This is a genomic window from Mesorhizobium sp. B263B2A, assembly GCF_020165775.1.
Taxonomy (GTDB): domain Bacteria; phylum Pseudomonadota; class Alphaproteobacteria; order Rhizobiales; family Rhizobiaceae; genus Mesorhizobium; species Mesorhizobium opportunistum.
Genome location: NZ_JAIUIU010000008.1, coordinates 202,067 through 219,673, shown reverse-complemented (window position 1 = coordinate 219,673; position 17,607 = coordinate 202,067). Strand labels below are relative to the sequence as shown.

The following is a 17,607-nucleotide window of genomic DNA, read 5'->3' as shown; positions in this document are numbered from 1 at the left end:
TTCGCCTCCTCATTTCAGTCCTCGTCTTCAAAGGACGGCTTCTGTTTCGCGACGCCTGCCTCAGCCAGGACCTTGCGCAGCCAAGGTGGAGGGCAGGTCCTGAGCATCAGCTGCGTGCGAACCAGCACCTCTTGGATGCTCTGAGTATGCCGCACCTTGATCGGATGGATTTTTGCCGAAACAAGCTTGGCTGCCGAAGGTCCACCGATCGCCAGGCAAAACAGGAGGTGGCAGCCCTTCAGCGCTTTTATCTTCGGTGTGATGCGGTCATCCCTCTCGGAGTGATGTTTCCCACTTTCGTCGGAGACGTCGTCGAACTCGATGACTTCCACAAGCTCCCACTCCTCGCGCGTCATATCGTAGATGACAAAGCGCTTGGCCGACCCGAAATGGGCGTTGAGTTGCTTGACGTCCTGGGTAGCGATTGCCACCCGCAAAGCGCCTGCTTGTCGTTCACGCATCGGACGGTGAACCTCGTCAGTGACGAGTGAGAAGCGACGCATCGGGCTCACCTGGCGTTTGGCGTTTGCGGAATGGATCGAGCTCATCAGGCGTCGGCGCACGCCGGCCGGCCTGGAACAGGTTGGCAACCTCGAAGACCAGGTCACGGGTCCCTTGATAGAGGATCGAGAGCCTGTGCTGGCTGCCAAGCCGGTCGAAGACGGGGAAGCCGATGCGCATAAGCGGAATGCCAAGGCGTTTCGAGGCCTGGCGTCCATGTGAATGGGTGACCAGAAGATCAGCGCCGCTTGCAAGTGATTCCAGATCGCCGAGATCGCCGACCTGAATCGACTCCGCCGGTACCTTTTCCAGAATTTTCGACATACCGGTCGTCGTGACGGCCGCCGTGATTGCGCAGCCCATGTCGACGAAGAACGCTCCGAATTGATAGAGTTGGTCTGGTTCAGCAGCGATCGCAATTTTCTTGCCTCCGAAGTGGAAATGTCCGTCGAGCAACGCATCTTGCAGTTGCGCCCGCCGACGGCGGACGCTTGCCGGCACAGGCTGGCCAGAAATAGCCGACAGCAGCGAAACGAACTGATCGGCGCCCTTCAATCCGGTCAGCGACTGAAACAGCACGTAAGGCACGCCGGTCGCCTTGTAGAGAACCTCGGCCGGGCGGCGCATATGCTCGCCGATCGCGATGCAGTGCTCGGCCGTGCCGAGCTCGCGGATATCCTCGATGCTCGTTCCGCCATAGGTGGTGGGGACCCAGTGGTCTGGCACGGTACCGTCGAGCGAGCCTGAAAGGTCTGGCAAGATCACCGATTGCAGGCCAAAGCTTTCGACCATCTCGCGCAAATGCTCGAGGTCAGCCACGGTGAGGTTCCAGCCAGGAAGGATCGCGATCTTCTTTGACTGCCGCGCCCGCTCCCCAGGCTTTGTAATGCCTTCGATCATGGCGGTGACAGCCTTGGCCCAGCCCTCTTCAAGGGCGCCGGCGAAATCCGGCGTGTTGGCCAGCACGATCTCGGTACCCGCGAGTTCTTCCGCCCGTCTCAGCCTGATGTCCGAAATGTCGCCTGCGCAATCCTCGCCACGGGTTTCCACCAGGGCCGTGGTGCAGACCCCAATCAGCTTTGGCGTCGTGCGGGTCTTGAGGTTGAAGATCGCCTCTTCCAGATTGTCCGACCCGCCGAGGATGATTGTTATTTCATCCATCGCGGTCGTCTGTAGGGGAATCGTTTCCTTGAAATGCCGCACGAACAGCACGAGGGCAAAGCTGGTGCAGCCCTGGGCGCCGTGGAACAGCGGCACTGCGCCGTCAATGCCGAGAAACGCCAAGGCGGCACCAAGCGGCTGTGACGATTTCAGCGGGTTGATCGCGGCTGATTTTGTCTGGGGAAGGATACGCGTCATCGGATCTCCTCAGCACTCACGCAAATCGTCGGCGCCTTGCCGGCGGTTTCCTGGACAGCGTGCAGGTTCTCGGCGTCGTCGCTTGGGCCCGGCAGTGCGTCGTACCCATGGATCGGACCATCCCACGGGGGTCGCTCGCGCACCTGGCGCCAGATCGGGTTGTGAATGGCGAGGTCGATCTGGCGTACGAGTTCCACCATGCCGTCATAACCGGCGTAAGGGTGCTGGCGCTCCTGGTTGATGTCGAGCCAGGGCATCTTGGCCTTCAGCGCGACGAATTGCGTGCGCCCACCCGAGAGCATGATATCGGCCTTGCCTCCAGAGAGGATGGCGTAAAGGTCGCGCGCTGACATCTGCTCGAACGTATCGTTGTCGTCCTTGAGCATCTGTTTGATGCGCACCTTGTCTTCGAGCGTGGATTTCTTGACCGAGGTGCCCACGATCTCCATGCCGATCTCCACCAGCGCATGGACGAGCGACCAGGACTTCACACCACCGGTGTTGAGCAGCACGCGCTTGCCTTGGAGCCGCGGCCGGTAGGCTTCGAGCTTCTTCCATGCAATCGCCTCCTGCTGGGCGATCAGCCTCTCCGTGCGGTCCAGGATCTCCGGATCGGCCCCCTTCCTCACCAGGAGCTCAGCAATGTTGCGGAGTGCTTCCGACGTATCCGAGATGCCATAGAAAGAGCCCTCGAAGAACGGGATGTCCCAGCGCTCGTCCATCTTGCGGGCTAGAGTGATGAGGGCCGTCGAGCACACCACCATGGCCGCCCGGGCGCTGTGCGCGGAAGCTACGTCGCGATAGCGCGCGTCGCCCGGAATGCAGGCGCGAACCCGGATCCCGAGCCGATCCAGGAGCGGCTTGACCAGCCAGAATTCGCCGGAAAGGTTGAATTCACCAAGGACGTTGATGTCATACGGGCCGGCGTCGTCGGGTTCCACCGTGCCGATGACATGGTCGAGCAACGCCTCCGCGGCAAGCTTGTTGCCCAGGTTCTTGGAGCCAGCCAGGCCCGGCGCGTTGACGGGAACCACGGCCAGGCCGAACTTTTCGGCGGCGCGTTTGCAGACGGCCTCGATATCGTCGCCGATGAGCGCCGTCACGCAGGTCGAATAGACAAAGACTGCTGCGGGCGCATAGGCTTCCTTGATTTCGCGGATCGCCTTGAAGAGCTTCCGCTCGCCCCGCCCCATCACCACATCGAGTTCGGTAAGATCGGTCGTGAAGCTTGTGCGCCACAAGGTTGGCCCGGACGAAGCTGCACCGCGGTTGTCCCAGGAATTTCCCTCGCAGGCGAGCGGCGCATGCACCAGGTGGGCAACGTCAGTGATCGGCTGCAGGACGATCTTGGCCCCGTCAAACGCGCAGCCGCCCGCTGCCGCTCCCGGCGTCAGCGGCCGTGCGCAGCCTTCCTTGCGCGCCCTGACGTCCTTGCCACGGTTCTTGTCGCATGCAGGCTCGTCGAAAACGTCCTGGATCTTGGCACTGAGCGAGGTCATTGCGTCAGTCTCCAAAGTCCATTCGGGCAATGAACAGCCTGGGCGAAAAGCTGGCCGTGTGCTTTAGCGGGTGAGGTCATAGGAATAGTCCGTCACGCCCGTCTGGCTCGTCTCGCGATCGAGCTTGTCGAAGATCTTGTCGAGGATCGTGGTCAGCACGCGTAACCCGCCCTGGTAGCCCATGAGCGCAAAGCGATGGTGATGGTGCCGGTCGAAGATTGGAAACGTCAGGCGGATCAGCGGCGTGCCGGTGTCGCGCTCCAGATACTTGCCATAGGAATTGCCGATCAGCAGGTCCACCGGCTCGGTGAAGAGAAGCGATCGCAGCGCCCAAAGGTCCTTACCCGCCCAGACCTGAGCGTCCATGCCGAAGGGCGAGGCGTCAAGCAGTTCCTGCAACTCGGCTTGCCAGGCCGAGGAGCCGTTGGTTGCCAGGCAATGTGTCGGCTCGCCGCCGGTCTCCATGACGAAGCGGGCCATGGCGTACACGAAGTCCGGGTCGCCGTAGATCGCGTATTTCTTGCCGTGCAGCCAGGATTGGCTGTCGGCCATGGCATCAACCAGTCGGCCGCGCTCCAGTCGGATTGCCTCGGGGATTTCCTTGCCGGAAAGCGCCGACACCTTCATCAGCAATTCGTCGGTCGCCTGGACGCCCAGCGGATAATGGAAGGAAGCCGTGGCCTGCCCAACTTGCCCGCAATAATCCAGCGTTTTTCGCGTGTTGTAGTGCTGGAGCGAAAGCGTTGCCTCGGCGTCAAGTGCCCCCCTCACCTCTTCGATCTTGGTGCCGCCGTCATACATGCGGTATTCCCCGTCCGATGGCGTGTCGAACTGGTCAGAGGCGTCCTGGATGAAGGTGTAGGACACACCCATCATATCGAGCAGGCGTTTGAGTTCCCGGTTGTTGCCGACGCAGAAGCCGTCGAAGCCCGGAATGAGGTTGATGGTTCCCTTGGTTTCCGTGCGCTCCTGGCCTTTCCAGAAGTGCTCTAGAATGCCCTTCAGCATGCCGTCATAGCCGTCGACATGGCTACCGACGAAGGCCGGCGTGTGGGCGAAGGGCACGTCAAAGTCGCGCGGCACCGACTTTTCGTCTTTGGCGTTCTCGATGAAGCTGTGCAGGTCGTCGCCAATGACCTCCGCCATACAAGTCGTCGAGACTGCGATCATCTTCGGGTCGTAAAGCTGGTAGGTGTTGGCGAGCCCATCGACCAGGTTCTTCAGGCCCCCGAATACTGCCGCATCCTCGGTCATCGAGGAGGAAACCGCCGAAGCAGGCTCCTTGAAATGGCGCGATAGATGAGAGCGGTAGTAGGCCACGCAGCCCTGGCTACCGTGGACGAAGGACATGGTCCGCTCGAAGCCCGCGGCCGCGAACACAGCGCCGAGCGGCTGGCAGGCCTTGGCGGGATTGATCACAAGCGCTTGTCGGGCGAGGTTCTTTTCGCGGTATGCCCAGGTCTTGGTGAATTCACCCTGATCGGCAACGATCTGATCCGGGTGCGGACATTCGAAATTCAGCTTCTTCCCGGCGAGCATCTGCCTGTATTCCGGCTCGCGGAACAGCGGAGCGTGGTCGAGAATCTTTTCGGCCGACTGCGGCATTGGTATTACCTCTTTCCATCTGGCCGCGCCATACGGCAGCTCAGGTACGTGGAGACGTTTGCGGTTTCCCGAGGCTCACAAGCCGCGAGGGTTCATCGTCTCTCTGGGGAGACTAGGCCTGGGACAGGGCATCTATTCGGCAGCCATCGCCTGCCCACGGGACGGGCTTTGTTTCCAAGGTGCCTGGTAGAGGCCCCAGACCGGATTGTTGATCGCAAGATCCACGTCGCGCGCGAAAATGGCGAAGCCGTCATAGCCGTGATAAGGTCCCGAATAGTCCCAGGAGTGCATTTGACGGAACGGGATACCCATCTTCTGCACGGGGTATTTTTCCTTGATGCCAGAGCCAACCAGGTTGGGGCGAACTCCCTCGATGAACTTCTCCAACTCGTAGCCGGTAACGTCGTCATAGATCAGCGTGCCATTCTTTGCGTAATGGCCCGTGCGTTGATAGTCATCGTTGTGAGCGAACTCGTAGCCGGTGCCAACGATGATCATGCCGAGGTCTTCGTAAGCTGTGATGACGTGGCGGGGGCGCAGGCCGCCGACGTAGAGCATGACGGTATTGCCTTCGAGGCGTGGCCGGTACTTTGAGATGACCGCGTCGACAAGCGGTCTGTACTTGGCGATGACCTTCTCGACTTTCTCCTCGATTTCGGGGCCGAAATGCTTGGCTATTTTACGCAGGGAGGTCTCGATCTGGGACGGTCCGAAGAAATTGTACTCCATCCAGGCGACGCCATACTTTTCCTCCATATGCCGGCAGATGTAGTTCATAGACCGGTAGCAGTGGATGAGATTGAGCTTGGCCTTCGGGGCGCGCTCGATCTCGGCGAGTGTCGCGTCACCGGACCAGTTGCCGACCACGCGCAATCCTATCTCCTCAAGCAGGATGCGCGAGGCCCACGCGTCGCCGCCAATATTGTAGTCGCCGATCACGTTGACGTCGTAAGCACCGGCCTCGAAATCGACGTCCTTCTTGTCGAAGACCCAGTCGCGGATGGAGTCATTGGCGATATGGTGGCCGAGTGATTGCGAGACGCCGCGGAAGCCCTCGCAGCGCACCGGCACGATAGTCTTTTCGTACTCCTTGGCCTTCTTGCGAGAAACTGCCTCGGTGTCATCGCCAATGAGACCGATCGGGCATTCGGATTGCACCGTGATGCCGTTATTCAGCGGGAACAGTAGCTCGATCTCATCGATGATCTGTTCCAGTTTCTTGTCACCGCCGAAGACAATGTCTTTCTCCTGGAAATCGGATGTGAACTGCATTGTCCCGAACGTGTCGATGCCCGTTGTTCCGACGTAGTAGTTGCGGCGCTGTGACCAGGAATATTGGCCGCAACCGACGGGGCCGTGCGAGATATGGACCATATCCTTGACCGGACCCCAGACCACGCCCTTTGAGCCGGCATAGGCGCAGCCGCGTATGGTCATCACTCCCGGAATGGACTTGATGTTCGATTTGACGTCGCATTCGGAAAGGATCTCGTTTTCCCCGCCGGCCTGGTCCCCGCTCTTTGCGACGCTGAGATGCTTTTTGCGGCGCTTCGCCGCTTTGTCCGGATATTGCGATAGCACCTCCTCAATAAGCTTCGCATGGAGAGCACCATCATTCTCGTATTCCAGGCTCATGGGACCCCTTTCAAGGTGTCTGGTGACGCCTCACCGACGAGGCGCCGTTCTTTGCAAGGCGTGCCACCTCAAGGAGGGCGCCCAATATCGGTTACTGGGCTGCCGCCTTTGCCGCTTCCTTGGCCTGAAGCTCGGCAAGCATCTGCTCGTCGGTTTTCATGATGCCGAAATCGAGCAGCATGTCCTCGAGCTCCTCCATGGTAATCGGGGTCGGGATGGTACCCTGGCCAGAATTCGCATGGATCTTCTCAGCAAGCGCGCGGTATTCTCCGGCCTGCTTGGAGTCGGGCGCATATTGGATCACTGACATCTTTCTGAGCTCGGCGTGCTGGACGATGTTGTCGCGCGGCACGAAGTGGATGAGCTTGGAGTTGAGCCTGGAAGCCAGTGCTTCGGCCAGGTCAAGCTCACGGTCGGTCTGACGCTCGTTACAGATCAGTCCGCCGAGCCGAACACCGCCCGAATGTGCATATTTCAGGATGCCCTTGGCGATATTATTGGCGGCATAGAGCGCCATCATCTCCCCGGACATGACGATATAGATTTCCTGCGCCTTGCCCTCGCGGATCGGCATCGCGAAACCGCCGCAAACCACGTCCCCGAGCACGTCGTAGGAGACATAGTCGACATCGTCGTAGGCGCCGTTCTCCTCAAGGAAATTGATTGAGGTGATGACGCCGCGGCCGGCGCAGCCTACACCCGGCTCCGGGCCGCCGGACTCCACGCACTTGATGCCTCTGTAGCCTACCTTGAGCACGTCCTGAAGCTCGAGGTCTTCCACCGAACCTTCCTGTGCCGCGAGATGCAGGACAGTATCCTGAGCCTTCGAGTTCAGGATCAGGCGGGTGGAATCCGCTTTGGGGTCGCAGCCGACGATGAGGATTCGCTGCCCGAGGTCGACGAGAGCGGCGAGCGTATTTTGGGAGGTGGTGGACTTGCCGATGCCGCCCTTGCCGTAAAAGGCGATCTGACGCAGACGTGACATTAATAGGTTTCCTTCCTTGGTTTCATCCGTCGCGGCTGCCCGGGACACAAATGCCGATGGGCAGCTCTTGCCGCCTCACAACGAGGTCTCAAGTTTCGTGCCAACTTTTTCGAAGGACAGCCAAAGCGGGATTTTTCCTTTTGGCTCTAGCTAGTTAGCTTGTGCGCTAACAAGTGCTCGCTGGCAGATAGATTATTGTTGGAACAAGCCGTGTAGCGGACCCGACAATGCCCGACACAAAACGTCAGGTTCGAGCCACCGGAAATGGTCCTTTCAGTCAGAGCCGGTTTTTGGCTGCTTAAAGGCGGCGGTCATAGCGACCGGCTCGCGTCGTCCCGTCACGGAACATCAGACATCCGGGCTCGGAACTGCTGGCGCGCATGGCTGGTTCGAGACGGACGCCGAGGTCGGCATAGAACAGCCTGATGAGACGTCTGCCGACGATGACACCCCCGTCGGGCACGGAGAACCGGCACCGAAATTGCACGCCCTACTGTCACAAGATGTCGGGCAGCGATGGCGCGCTTCTGCCTTTAGTTCGGGTCATCGCAGCCAACCCATGTTGGGCGAGGATGTTCATGACCGAATCGGCGACGGGTCTTATCGAGACTGTTCTGCACGGCCCAGAAACGCCGGATCGACTATCTCCTCCCGCATGGGGTGCGGTCATTTCGCTTGCTTTGGGCACCTTCGGGCTGGTGGCGGCAGAGTGTCTGCCAGCCAGCGTGCTGACGCTGATAGCGCGCGATCTCGGCATCTCAGTGGATGCGGCTGGATATGCGATCACAGCGACGGGCATTGCTGCGGCGATCTCAGCGCCGACGATGGCCATTATTGCAAAGCGCCTGGACCGCAGGACCGTCCTGTGGGCAATGATGCTGCTTCAGATCCTGTCCAACCTTCTGGTGGCAGTCGGGTCGTCGCTGCCGGTTTTGCTGGCAGCACGCGTTATGCTCGGCATTGCGCTCGGAGGCTTCTGGTCGATTTCGGCATCGCTGGCGATACGGCTCGTTCCAAATCATCTTCTGCCGCGCGCCATGTCAATCATCCTCGCCGGCGTTTCGGTCGCTCTCGTATGCGTGCCTGCATTCGGCGCCGTCGTCGGCGGCAGCTTGGGATGGCGAGTGGCCTTCACGCTCACCGCAGTGCTTAATGCTGTTACGCTGCTGGTGCTGCTTTTAACGATGCCGACGCTGCCTCCGGTTGAAATGGCTGGATTCCGCAGTCTGCTGGATGCGGCCAAAGATCCGACCATAAAGGTCGCACTTTTGGTCGTACTGCTGGTCGCTTCTGGGCACTTCACCAGCTTCAGCTATATTCGGGTCTTCCTCGAGACGACTCCCAAGCTCGGTACCAACGGGATCTGGATATTGTTGCTCCTTTCTGGCATAAGCGGCTTCTTCGGCAGTTTTGCCGGAGCATTCCTGGCCAAACACAGTCTCAAGGCAGTCGCGGCCCTGCCATCCTTCCTTATGGCGATAGCCGCTGTCTCGTTGCTGAAGTTTGGAGCATCGACCTTTGCCTCGGCGATTGCGGTTTCCGTATGGGGCTTTGCCTTCGGCGCGGTGCCGGTGGGGTTGCAGACTTGGATACTGCTGCGTGCGGTTCCCGAGCAGGCCGAAAGCGCCGCCGTGCTGATGACCTCAACGTTCCAGGTAGCCATCGCAGCCGGCGCGATTTTCGGCGGACTGCTGCTGAAGGATCCCGACCACGTCACGGGTGTCTTTGCCTACACCGCAATTGCCACATTGCTCGCGGCACTCACAGTGTTCGTATTCGACCCGAAACACGCAACCTAACCGCCTGGTGGGAGAGAAGCTCGCCGTCGAGGTGGACTCGCACCAGCCGCGCGACGCGGTCTGCGCACGATACTTTTTCGATCCAGGCCTTCGTCTCGCCTAGGATGGCCGCCTGGATCGCGGTACTGCCTCTTCCACGTCGGCTCTTCAACGGGCATGGACCAGCGCCGGTGCCTTGCCGGCCTGCACCGAGACTACAGCGAGCGATCAGCGCTCGGCCGGGCGGACTTGGTCAGGTTGCGCAGCCCATCTTCGCCGACATCGATGTCCTGATATTGCAAGGGTGTCAGCGCAACGACGGTCTCACCTCTCGAATGACTATGTCCGACAACTTCATGGCAACGACCTCGTCCCGCTGGTGGACGCCGACGAGCTTGGGAGATAAGGGCGCAATCTGCTCTTCAACCGTTTGAACGTCGGGCACAAATGGGCAGCAAACTTTTTCGGCGCGAGCTAGCGAGACCCGTCAAATCATCGGTTTTGAAATGCCGATTTAGTGCCTGCCAGGCATAGCGATCGAATGGATCACAGAAATCCTTTCAGTTGAGTTGGAGCGGAAGATCAATGCGCTCCTGCATCAAGCCTCGCTAGGGGCAGCCGAGGCTCTCCTCGAAATTTGCAGACGTCCCACTGACAAGATTGTTGGCTATTTGCGTGCCCGGTTGGCGCTCCGTTGCGTTCTGCCGGTTCCCGCAAACAGCGGACGCTTCTTGGCGACCTTTGGGTCGGCTTTGCGACAATTCTAGTCCAGTTTCCGACACAATGGATTTCGATAGGGACGCTCGGCGAGAGGAACACCATGCGTGTAAAGATCGTAGCCGAGTCGAAAGCGATCCTTATCGAATCCGGATCGTGGCGCTGCCGGCCTGCGTTCACGTTAGTCGCACGTAAAAACACGCCAGGGCAAACACACTGTGCAATCGCTGTGCCGGCCGATGCGGGGTATTGCCTGGGCTTGCCCTGTCTGGCCCGTCCTTTGCCAGCCGGCGCCGGACGGGTGAATACCCTCTCTACACAGGACTTTTGTTCGGTGTGATGACGTGACGGCTCTGGCGCGCACCTCCGGTTGGCGAAGACGTCGTACCGAAGCGATAGCGCTGGTGCAGGAGCAGCTTCATTGGAAATGGCATGCCGCTTGCAGCCTTGTGCTTAGAGCCCATCAAACCAGGAAGAAGGTGACTACCATGGCTGACGCCCCAAGCTCCAAACGATGGACAAAGGCGACGGTGGCCGTCTTCGCTGAAGATCGGGACGTCGTCCGGTTCGGAGATCCGTCCTCCGAAGCGGCTTTGCAACTGGGGTCCGATGCCGAGACGCCAGATGATGCTCGCGCATTTGCCGGAAATCGGTTTGCATCAGCATGTCAGTGGCCAAGAGGCTTCTCAAAATTTCGGCCGAGCCCACGTCGGCCGGAAACAGGCAAGTCCAGCCAATACGCTGAACCAGTTCAGCCACGCCGCTCTGCGGCGCGGAGAATCACTTTTGCGACGCATATGCTCATCCCGCTCCTGGTCATGTCCGGTTGCCAGCATTTTGACCCCGGGTATGAGGAGTGGGTGATCCATGCCGGCTCCGGCGCCCTAGTCGCGGCCAGACCAATCGCGGCGCTAGAAGGTGCCCTCATCCCTCATATCGATGGCTTTCGGGTGAGAAAGGTCTGGAGCCGGGCCGTTGCCACGAATCCGGAGCCGCGTCCCCCAATCGCCCACGTCGATGCGGTTCGGGTGAAGAACACCTGGAGCCGGGCCGTTCCCATACACCCGAATGGAGAAAGCATCGGGAGCGCCGTCGGCATCATGCCATGCACGAGACCCGCAGCTCGGTATTGCGCCAGCCCCTGCAAGAATCCAGTGCCACCTCCCTTCAAGGAGAAAATTGATGACCGGTAAAAAGAAGGTTCCCTTCGTCACGTTTCTTACGCGTGTCCGCGATGATTCAGTCCAGGGGCCAAATCCCTACCGCTGGGAAAAAAGAACATCCGACGACTACTTTGCCGGCAAACGGGTCATCCTGTTTTCGCTGCCCGGTGCTTTCACACCGACCTGTTCGACTTACCAACTGCCGAATTTCGAAGATCTCTATGCGGAATTCAAGAAGGAAGGAGTTGACGCGATCTACTGCCTCTCCGTCAACGATGCCTTTGTCATGAATGCATGGGGGAAGTCCTTGGGGTTGCAGAAAGTCGAGCTGATCCCCGACGGTTCAGGCGAGTTCACCCGCAAAATGGGCATGCTGGTTGCCAAGGACAATCTCGGCTTCGGTATGCGCTCCTGGCGCTACGCGGCTCTGGTCAATAATGGCGTGGTGGAGCAGTGGTTTGAGGAGGAAGGTTTCTCCGACAACTGCGGGACCGACCCTTATGGCGTCTCATCCCCGCAGAACGTCCTTCAAACATTGAAGGACGCTGCATGACCTGGTGCCGAGGATGTGCAGCTGCGTTTGGACGCCACTTGCACAAGGGCAAAGCTCTAAAGCGGCGCGTCCGGGAAGGTCATTCAAAGGTGACGCGCATGAGAGGCGTCGACCCTGTGAGAGATCGAAACCAGCCGCAGTCAAGAGCTTCTAGACAGGAATAAGTGACCATGCAACCGTCATTGAGCCTACTTCAGAAACAGTCTCTGGGATTATCGCCTCAACTCATCCAGTCGATTCGCCTGCTTCAAATGAACATTCCCGAACTGAATCAGTTCGTGGCCCAGGAGCTCGAGAGAAATCCCCTTCTGGAGTATGCGAAGATGTCCCGGGATCTGCCCAGGCAAGGGAAATCGAGCACCGCGCCTGGCGATCATCGTGCCTTCGAGGAGTTTGTCGCCTTACCAGAAACGCTGCACGACCATGTCGCTTCTCAGATTTCCTTCACCGCCTTCACGCCGCACGAGCGGCTGATTGCTAATGTGCTTGCGGGACATCTGGATGACACTGGTTTGCTTGGGGCAAGTGCTTCGGAGCTGGCTGGGAAGCTAAACATCCCGCTGGCCGATGTGGAACGAGTTTTGGGTATCTTGCAGCACCTCGATCCGCCGGGGATTTTCGCACGATCTCTCGGCGAATGTCTTGAGATACAGTTGCGCCAGCGAGACCGGTTCGACCCGGCCATGGCGGCTTTGATTGCCAACCTTGACGTGCTTGCGCGGTGCGATTATCGGACTTTGAAGGTGCGTTGCGGCGTCGACGACGAAGATCTTTTCGACATGCTGCAGGAAATCCGTGCGCTCGACCCCAAGCCCGGAAACGCATTCCACTCGGGCGCGCCGGAATGCATCGTGCCGGATGTCTGGGCCACTCCCTCGCCCGGAGGTGGATGGCAGATCGAGCCTGATCCGAACACGCAGCCCAAGTTGATGATCAAACACACTTATCTCAAGGAAGTTTCACGCCGAGTCGCCAAAAAATCGAAAGAGATGACATTTCTCAACGAATGCCTACAGAATGCGCTCTGGTTAATCAGCAGTCTCGATCAGCGCGTCAAGACGATCGTCAAAGTTTCGAACGAAATCGTGCGCCAGCAGCATGCCTTTCTGGACTATGGCGTCGCCCACCTACGACCCCTCAATCTCAAGGCGGTCGCTGACGTGATCAACATGCACGAGTCGACTGTAAGCCGGGTAACGTCGAACAAGTACATGCACACCCCACGTGGAGTGTTCGAGCTCAAGTACTTTTTCACTGTCGCGATCGCTTCTTGCGAAGGCGGTGACGCGCACTCCGCCGAAGCTGTCCGCCATAGGATCAAAGCAATGGTCGCCGAAGAATCGTTTGAGAACGTGCTTTCGGACGATGAAATCGCTGACCGGCTCAAGGAAGACGGTATCGATCTCGCTCGCCGCACCGTCGCAAAATATCGCGAGGCGATGAATGTCCCCTCCTCCGTACAGCGGCGCCGGGAAAAACGCTTGTGGCACAACGGTAATCAAGGCCTCAGGGCCTCGTGACGAAAAGCGGCGTTTAAACCGGTGTGACGCGTTCTTCACATTCGCCTTTCTCGGGGCCGAAGCAATTTTCGAAATCACTGCATTCCCGACAATTGGGCGCAGTGCACAGCGAAAACCCTTCGGCCTCGCAGAGTTTGCGGTAAAAGTACTTCTTCCATTTCATATTTTGGGTGTTGCCGGCCGCCAGCGTCGGAAAGTGTGTGGCCAGAAGGCGGTTGAGCTCGGTCCGGTCGGGAAGCCCAAGGTCCTGCCACAGATGGCCATCATGCATGGCGCGCCGGGCGAGGATCTTAGCGAAGCGGGCGCTCGCCGGATGACTCGCCCGGGCATGTGCCAGTAGCAGGCCGCGCAGAAGTTCTTCCTCTACACCCGGCTCAGCATCGCTGACGTTTGCCGAGGCGAATGCTGCCATCGCGGTACCAGGGAAACCGCGGGGCAAGACCTCGCGCAGCTCGGCAAGCGAAAGGCCTGTTGACTCCGCCACTGTCGTGCCAGCCTCGACCTCCTTGAGCGCACAGGAGAAGACGCAGGCAAGCACATGTTCGTCGAACTCCTTCTCCGGCTGGATCGTCGGCCATTGGCCGGTGCCGATATGCGCATCGTTTTGACCGGACATGGTTCCGTTCTCCTGGTCTGTGCCTTCACGCAGCACTCTGCCGAGCGCAACGCGGGTCAGTCAGTCTTTCGGGCACACGTGTGCGCAGGCTCGTGCCCAATGAGCGGTCGGGGAAATCGACCGCCTTGATCATGCAATTGAGCCTCGCCTTGAAACGCGTCCTGCAGCCTGTCGGGCAGGCGAGAATTTCACCCAGGACACGACGCCGTGAATTTGGCTGACGGCGCGAGCAGGTCCTGAAGCGACGGTTAGCCGTGAAGGCTCGCCCGTCGGCAGGCGAGATAGTGGGGAACCCCATCTGGGGCCGTCCAGGTGACGGCAGCGCCACTCATCGAAACCCACGCCAAGTTCCGTTCATGAACGTGCCATTTGAATCCGTTTATGCCGAGTGGAACGAAAAAGAAGCTGCGGCCACGAAGTTGGCCCCCTTATGATTTCAAACGCGCGCATAACCCAGCGCCTTGTTGATTGCGGGAATGATCTTGTCTCCCCAGAGTTCGATCTGGCGCAGCATTAGCTTTTGGTCGAAATCCCCCAACTGGGTCTGGATTGCGATCTGATCCGGCTTCAGAATGTCGATCTCTTGCAGCAAGCGATCAATCACGCGATTCACACTGCCGATCGGCAGGTTGTTGCGCATTGCCCCGAAGGACAGATCCTGCTGGGTGGGCGTTTCCTGCAGCAGATAGCCGTCGTGGCTCTGCTGCCGGCGCTGATGCAGCGCCTCGGACAGGCGGCGCTGGAAACGGGCGTTGTCGAGATAGCTGTTGATCTCCTCCTCGTCATCGCTGGCGTAGCAGCAACGCAACAGCGATATCCTGGCGTCCGTCACATTCCTGTCCTCGGAAGCCGCCGCCTCCTTGATTGCTCCGCGCAACGTGCTCAAGCTCGCCAGGCCGTCGTGGAATGCGGTGACAAAGAAATTGTGACCCTCTCGGTAGGCCCGTTTCATGCGGGCCGGCCCGCCGGCCATCCAGATGGGCGGTGCCGGCCTTTGGACGGTGCATACTGAAATCGCCGTCGGGGGTATTTTCTCATAGTGGCCATCGTGCTCGAAGATGTTCTGGTTGAGACCCTTCAAAAGGATATCGAGATGTTCCGAAAAGATCGCCGGCGCCTCATCGATACTGACGCCGAAGCGCTCGAACTCGAACTGTTGGTATCCAGAGCCGACGCCGAGTTCCAGGCGACCGTTCGCAAGGATATCGGCGAAGCCGATCTCGGAGAGCAGGCGCTGCGGTTTGTAGAGCGGCAGCACGCAGACGGCAGTGCCGAGGCGAATGGTGCTCGTCACTCCGGCGCAGTGGGCCACCATCATCAATGGCGAAGGGATCAGGCTGTAGTTGTTGAAGTGGTGTTCTGCGAACCAGGCTGTGCCGAAGCCGGCCTGTTCCGAAGCGATGGCCTGTTCGATCGAGTTTCGGATAACGATCTCGGGGGATTGATGATACCCACGTTGGGCGGCCAGGATGAAGGTGGCGAATTCCACTATGTTTCCTTGTTTGCTGATGGTTGGCGGATTTGGAACTGCGCTCATCCGAGACACGCGATTGCCTCGGATCGGGCGCCTGGCAGGGGCATAGTGGTACGATAAGCAGTCCGGATCCATGGTTGCCGGCACGCGCGAGAGCTTGTCCCCATGCCGAGGGACGTTGCCCCGCCGACATCTTGGATCGGGGCCGCGCCGCGGGCGCGTTCCAAGCCAGGTCTCCGCTTTCATGGACGGCGCCCGGTAGCGTAGCGATGGTCGACGTTCAAACACCCGCCTCCGCAAAGCATTCGTCGTAGAGTTCGCTGGCGTTTCCTGCGTCACCGAACGCGGTCCAGCCGCCGTCCACATAGAGGATCGAGCCGTTGATGTATGAGGCGTCGGAGGAAGCCAGGAAAAACGCTGCATCTGCAACGTCTTCCGGCCTTCCCATCCTGCCCAAAGGGATCCGTCGGCCGATCGTTGCCAAGTCGATGTGGCCGGTTTTCGCCAACTCGCTAATGGCGGGAGTGCGGATATAGCCAGGAGCGACGGTGGCTGTGCGAATGCCGGCGGGCCCCAGTTCGGCCGCCATGCATCGGGTCAGCATGTCCATCGCCGCCTTCGAGGCACCGTAGGCGTGACGCGGCGCGAAGGGCAGAAAACTGTTGATCGATCCGAGGTTGAGGATCACGCCGCCCGGGCGCATTGCTTTGATCGCTTCACGCGCGCAAACGAAGGCGCCAGTGAGATTGACATGCAGGACACGTTCGATGTCTGCAGGCATTTGTTCGATCCCAGCCACAAAAGTGTCGACGACAGAAGCACCGTTGACGAGGATATCGACGCCCCCGAAGCGCTCCCTCAGTTCCTCAAACACCGCCACCACCTCGGCCTCGACGGCCACATCTACCGATTTCGCGATGTTCTTTCCGCCGAGCAATGCAGCCAGGAGAGTTGCCGCGGTGCGGTCTTTATCGGCGATCACTACGGTATCACCATTCGCGGCAAAACGGCGAGCAACGGCGGCGCCTATACCGTTCGCACCACCCGTGACGAGCACCACTCGCGCGTCGGCGCGTTGGGCCGGACAGGAGAGTTCGCTTAGGGGAACGCCTTCCACCTCAGGGCAGGCATCCCCAGGTTGGTTGAATGACATCCAGCCGCCGTCGACCGCCAGCACGGATCCCGTGACGTAGTGCGCCTGTGCGCTTGCCAGAAAACGCACAGCCCGGGCGATCTCGTCGGGCCGAGCCATGCGCCCCATTGGCACGCGACGGCGCATCGCCGAGAGGTCCATTTTGCCTGCTCGTTCCAGCTCTGCAGTCATAGGCGTGCGCACGCAGCCCGGCGCTACCGCCGTCACGCGGATGCCGCGATAAGCCCATTCGCATGCAAGCGACTTTGTCAACGAGATCAGGCCTGCTTTCGAGGCTGCGTAGGCATGGCGTCTGGGATTGCTGGCCACGCCCGACATCGAAGCGACGTTGACGATGGCACCTCCCGGCCTCATGCGCCTCGCCGCCTCGCGCGCCATGACGAACGGCCCAATCAGGTTTACTGCCAGGCGGCGTCGGAAGGCGTCGACATCGGTGTCGACAGTGGCAGCCACATTGGGTCCCACCGCGGCGTTGTTGATGAGGACGTCGATCTGCCCGAACTGTGCTTCGACCCGGCCATAGAGCGCGAGGATATCTCCCTCTCGCGAGACATCGCACTCGAGGCCAAGGTGCTGCTCGCCGAGATCGCGGGCCAGTTCAAACACGCCGGTCCCAGGAAGGTCCACCGCAACAATAGTGTCTTGATCTGCCGCAAGAACATCGACCAGGGCACGGCCGATTCCGCCCACGGCGCCTGTTATGATTACGACCCGTCCTGCATGCTTCATGGGAACTTTCTCCAGGAGTCTCTGAAATCTCTGCCCTCGACGTGGTGCGGCGGAATGGTGCGCCCCCGTAGAGCACCCTGTGCTGGCGCCGGTCGCGTGCGTTCCCAGACAGGCGTCGTCCGCATTGGCTGCGATCCAACTCTCGGTCGGATAGTCGAATGTGTGTCCGACGCCTCAAGCACAGGGGCTTGCCTCGATGAGCGGCTCTGCCAAGTCCAGCAAATCGATGTAGACCGGCCTCGGCGCGCTCGTGGCCTCAGACCAGAGCGCTGTCGCGGTCACGCTGTCGCGGGGCAGAAAGGCTACCCTGGCGGCCGCAT

Annotated in this window: 12 protein-coding genes; 3 read left to right on the top strand and 9 right to left on the bottom strand. The window is 59.8% G+C overall.

Annotated features, from left to right (window positions below; genetic code table 11):
• Positions 1–14 precede the first annotated feature (14 nt).
• From nifX to nifH, 6 genes are all read right to left on the bottom strand, one after another.
• Positions 15–503, bottom strand: a complete 489-nt coding sequence (nifX, locus tag LB568_RS15925) for a nitrogen fixation protein NifX (RefSeq protein ID WP_084015734.1) — start codon at positions 501–503, stop codon at positions 15–17.
• The gene (gene nifN / locus LB568_RS15920) at positions 478–1,860 is read right to left on the bottom strand and encodes a nitrogenase iron-molybdenum cofactor biosynthesis protein NifN (protein WP_064993523.1); all 1,383 of its coding nucleotides are present in this window, start codon (positions 1,858–1,860) and stop codon (positions 478–480) included. The genes nifX and nifN overlap by 26 nt, the downstream gene beginning before the upstream one ends.
• On the bottom strand, positions 1,857–3,359 hold the full coding sequence (gene nifE / locus LB568_RS15915) for a nitrogenase iron-molybdenum cofactor biosynthesis protein NifE (RefSeq protein WP_064993524.1): 1,503 nt from the start codon (positions 3,357–3,359) through the stop codon (positions 1,857–1,859). The genes nifN and nifE overlap by 4 nt, the downstream gene beginning before the upstream one ends.
• 63 nt (positions 3,360–3,422) lie before the next feature.
• A complete protein-coding gene (nifK, locus tag LB568_RS15910; protein ID WP_064993525.1) occupies positions 3,423–4,964 on the bottom strand; it encodes a nitrogenase molybdenum-iron protein subunit beta in 1,542 nt (513 codons plus the stop codon).
• 132 nt (positions 4,965–5,096) lie between these two features.
• On the bottom strand, positions 5,097–6,599 hold the full coding sequence (gene nifD / locus LB568_RS15905; protein WP_064993526.1) for a nitrogenase molybdenum-iron protein alpha chain: 1,503 nt from the start codon (positions 6,597–6,599) through the stop codon (positions 5,097–5,099).
• Between the two features lie 91 nt (positions 6,600–6,690).
• Positions 6,691–7,584 (bottom strand): nitrogenase iron protein, encoded by an 894-nt coding sequence (gene nifH / locus LB568_RS15900; protein ID WP_064993527.1) that lies wholly within the window; start codon positions 7,582–7,584, stop codon positions 6,691–6,693.
• Positions 7,585–8,162: 578 nt separating this feature from the next.
• Between nifH and LB568_RS15895 the strand changes: the two genes are divergently transcribed.
• The 3 genes from LB568_RS15895 (at position 8,163) to rpoN (ending at position 13,315) form a co-directional block, all read left to right on the top strand.
• Entirely contained in the window at positions 8,163–9,383 is a 1,221-nt protein-coding gene (locus LB568_RS15895; protein ID WP_064993570.1) for an MFS transporter, read from the top strand.
• A 1,878-nt stretch (positions 9,384–11,261) separates the two neighbouring features.
• A complete protein-coding gene (locus LB568_RS15890) occupies positions 11,262–11,795 on the top strand; it encodes a peroxiredoxin (RefSeq protein WP_064993528.1) in 534 nt (177 codons plus the stop codon).
• Between the two features lie 170 nt (positions 11,796–11,965).
• Positions 11,966–13,315: an RNA polymerase factor sigma-54 gene (gene rpoN / locus LB568_RS15885; RefSeq protein WP_084015736.1), complete on the top strand. Its 1,350-nt coding sequence runs from the start codon at positions 11,966–11,968 to the stop codon at positions 13,313–13,315.
• A gap of 13 nt (positions 13,316–13,328) precedes the next feature.
• On the opposite strand, the gene LB568_RS15880 is transcribed toward rpoN, so the two are convergent.
• The 3 genes from LB568_RS15880 to LB568_RS15870 all read right to left on the bottom strand — a co-directional run bounded on the left by LB568_RS15880 (position 13,329) and on the right by LB568_RS15870 (position 17,287).
• Positions 13,329–13,931, bottom strand: coding sequence for a nitrogen fixation protein NifQ (locus tag LB568_RS15880; RefSeq protein WP_064993572.1), 603 nt, complete (start codon positions 13,929–13,931; stop codon positions 13,329–13,331).
• 436 nt (positions 13,932–14,367) lie between these two features.
• Positions 14,368–15,420 (bottom strand): LLM class flavin-dependent oxidoreductase, encoded by a 1,053-nt coding sequence (locus tag LB568_RS15875; RefSeq protein ID WP_064993530.1) that lies wholly within the window; start codon positions 15,418–15,420, stop codon positions 14,368–14,370.
• Positions 15,421–15,685: 265 nt separating this feature from the next.
• Positions 15,686–17,287: an SDR family oxidoreductase gene (locus LB568_RS15870; protein WP_064993531.1), complete on the bottom strand. Its 1,602-nt coding sequence runs from the start codon at positions 17,285–17,287 to the stop codon at positions 15,686–15,688.
• Positions 17,288–17,607 lie beyond the last annotated feature (320 nt).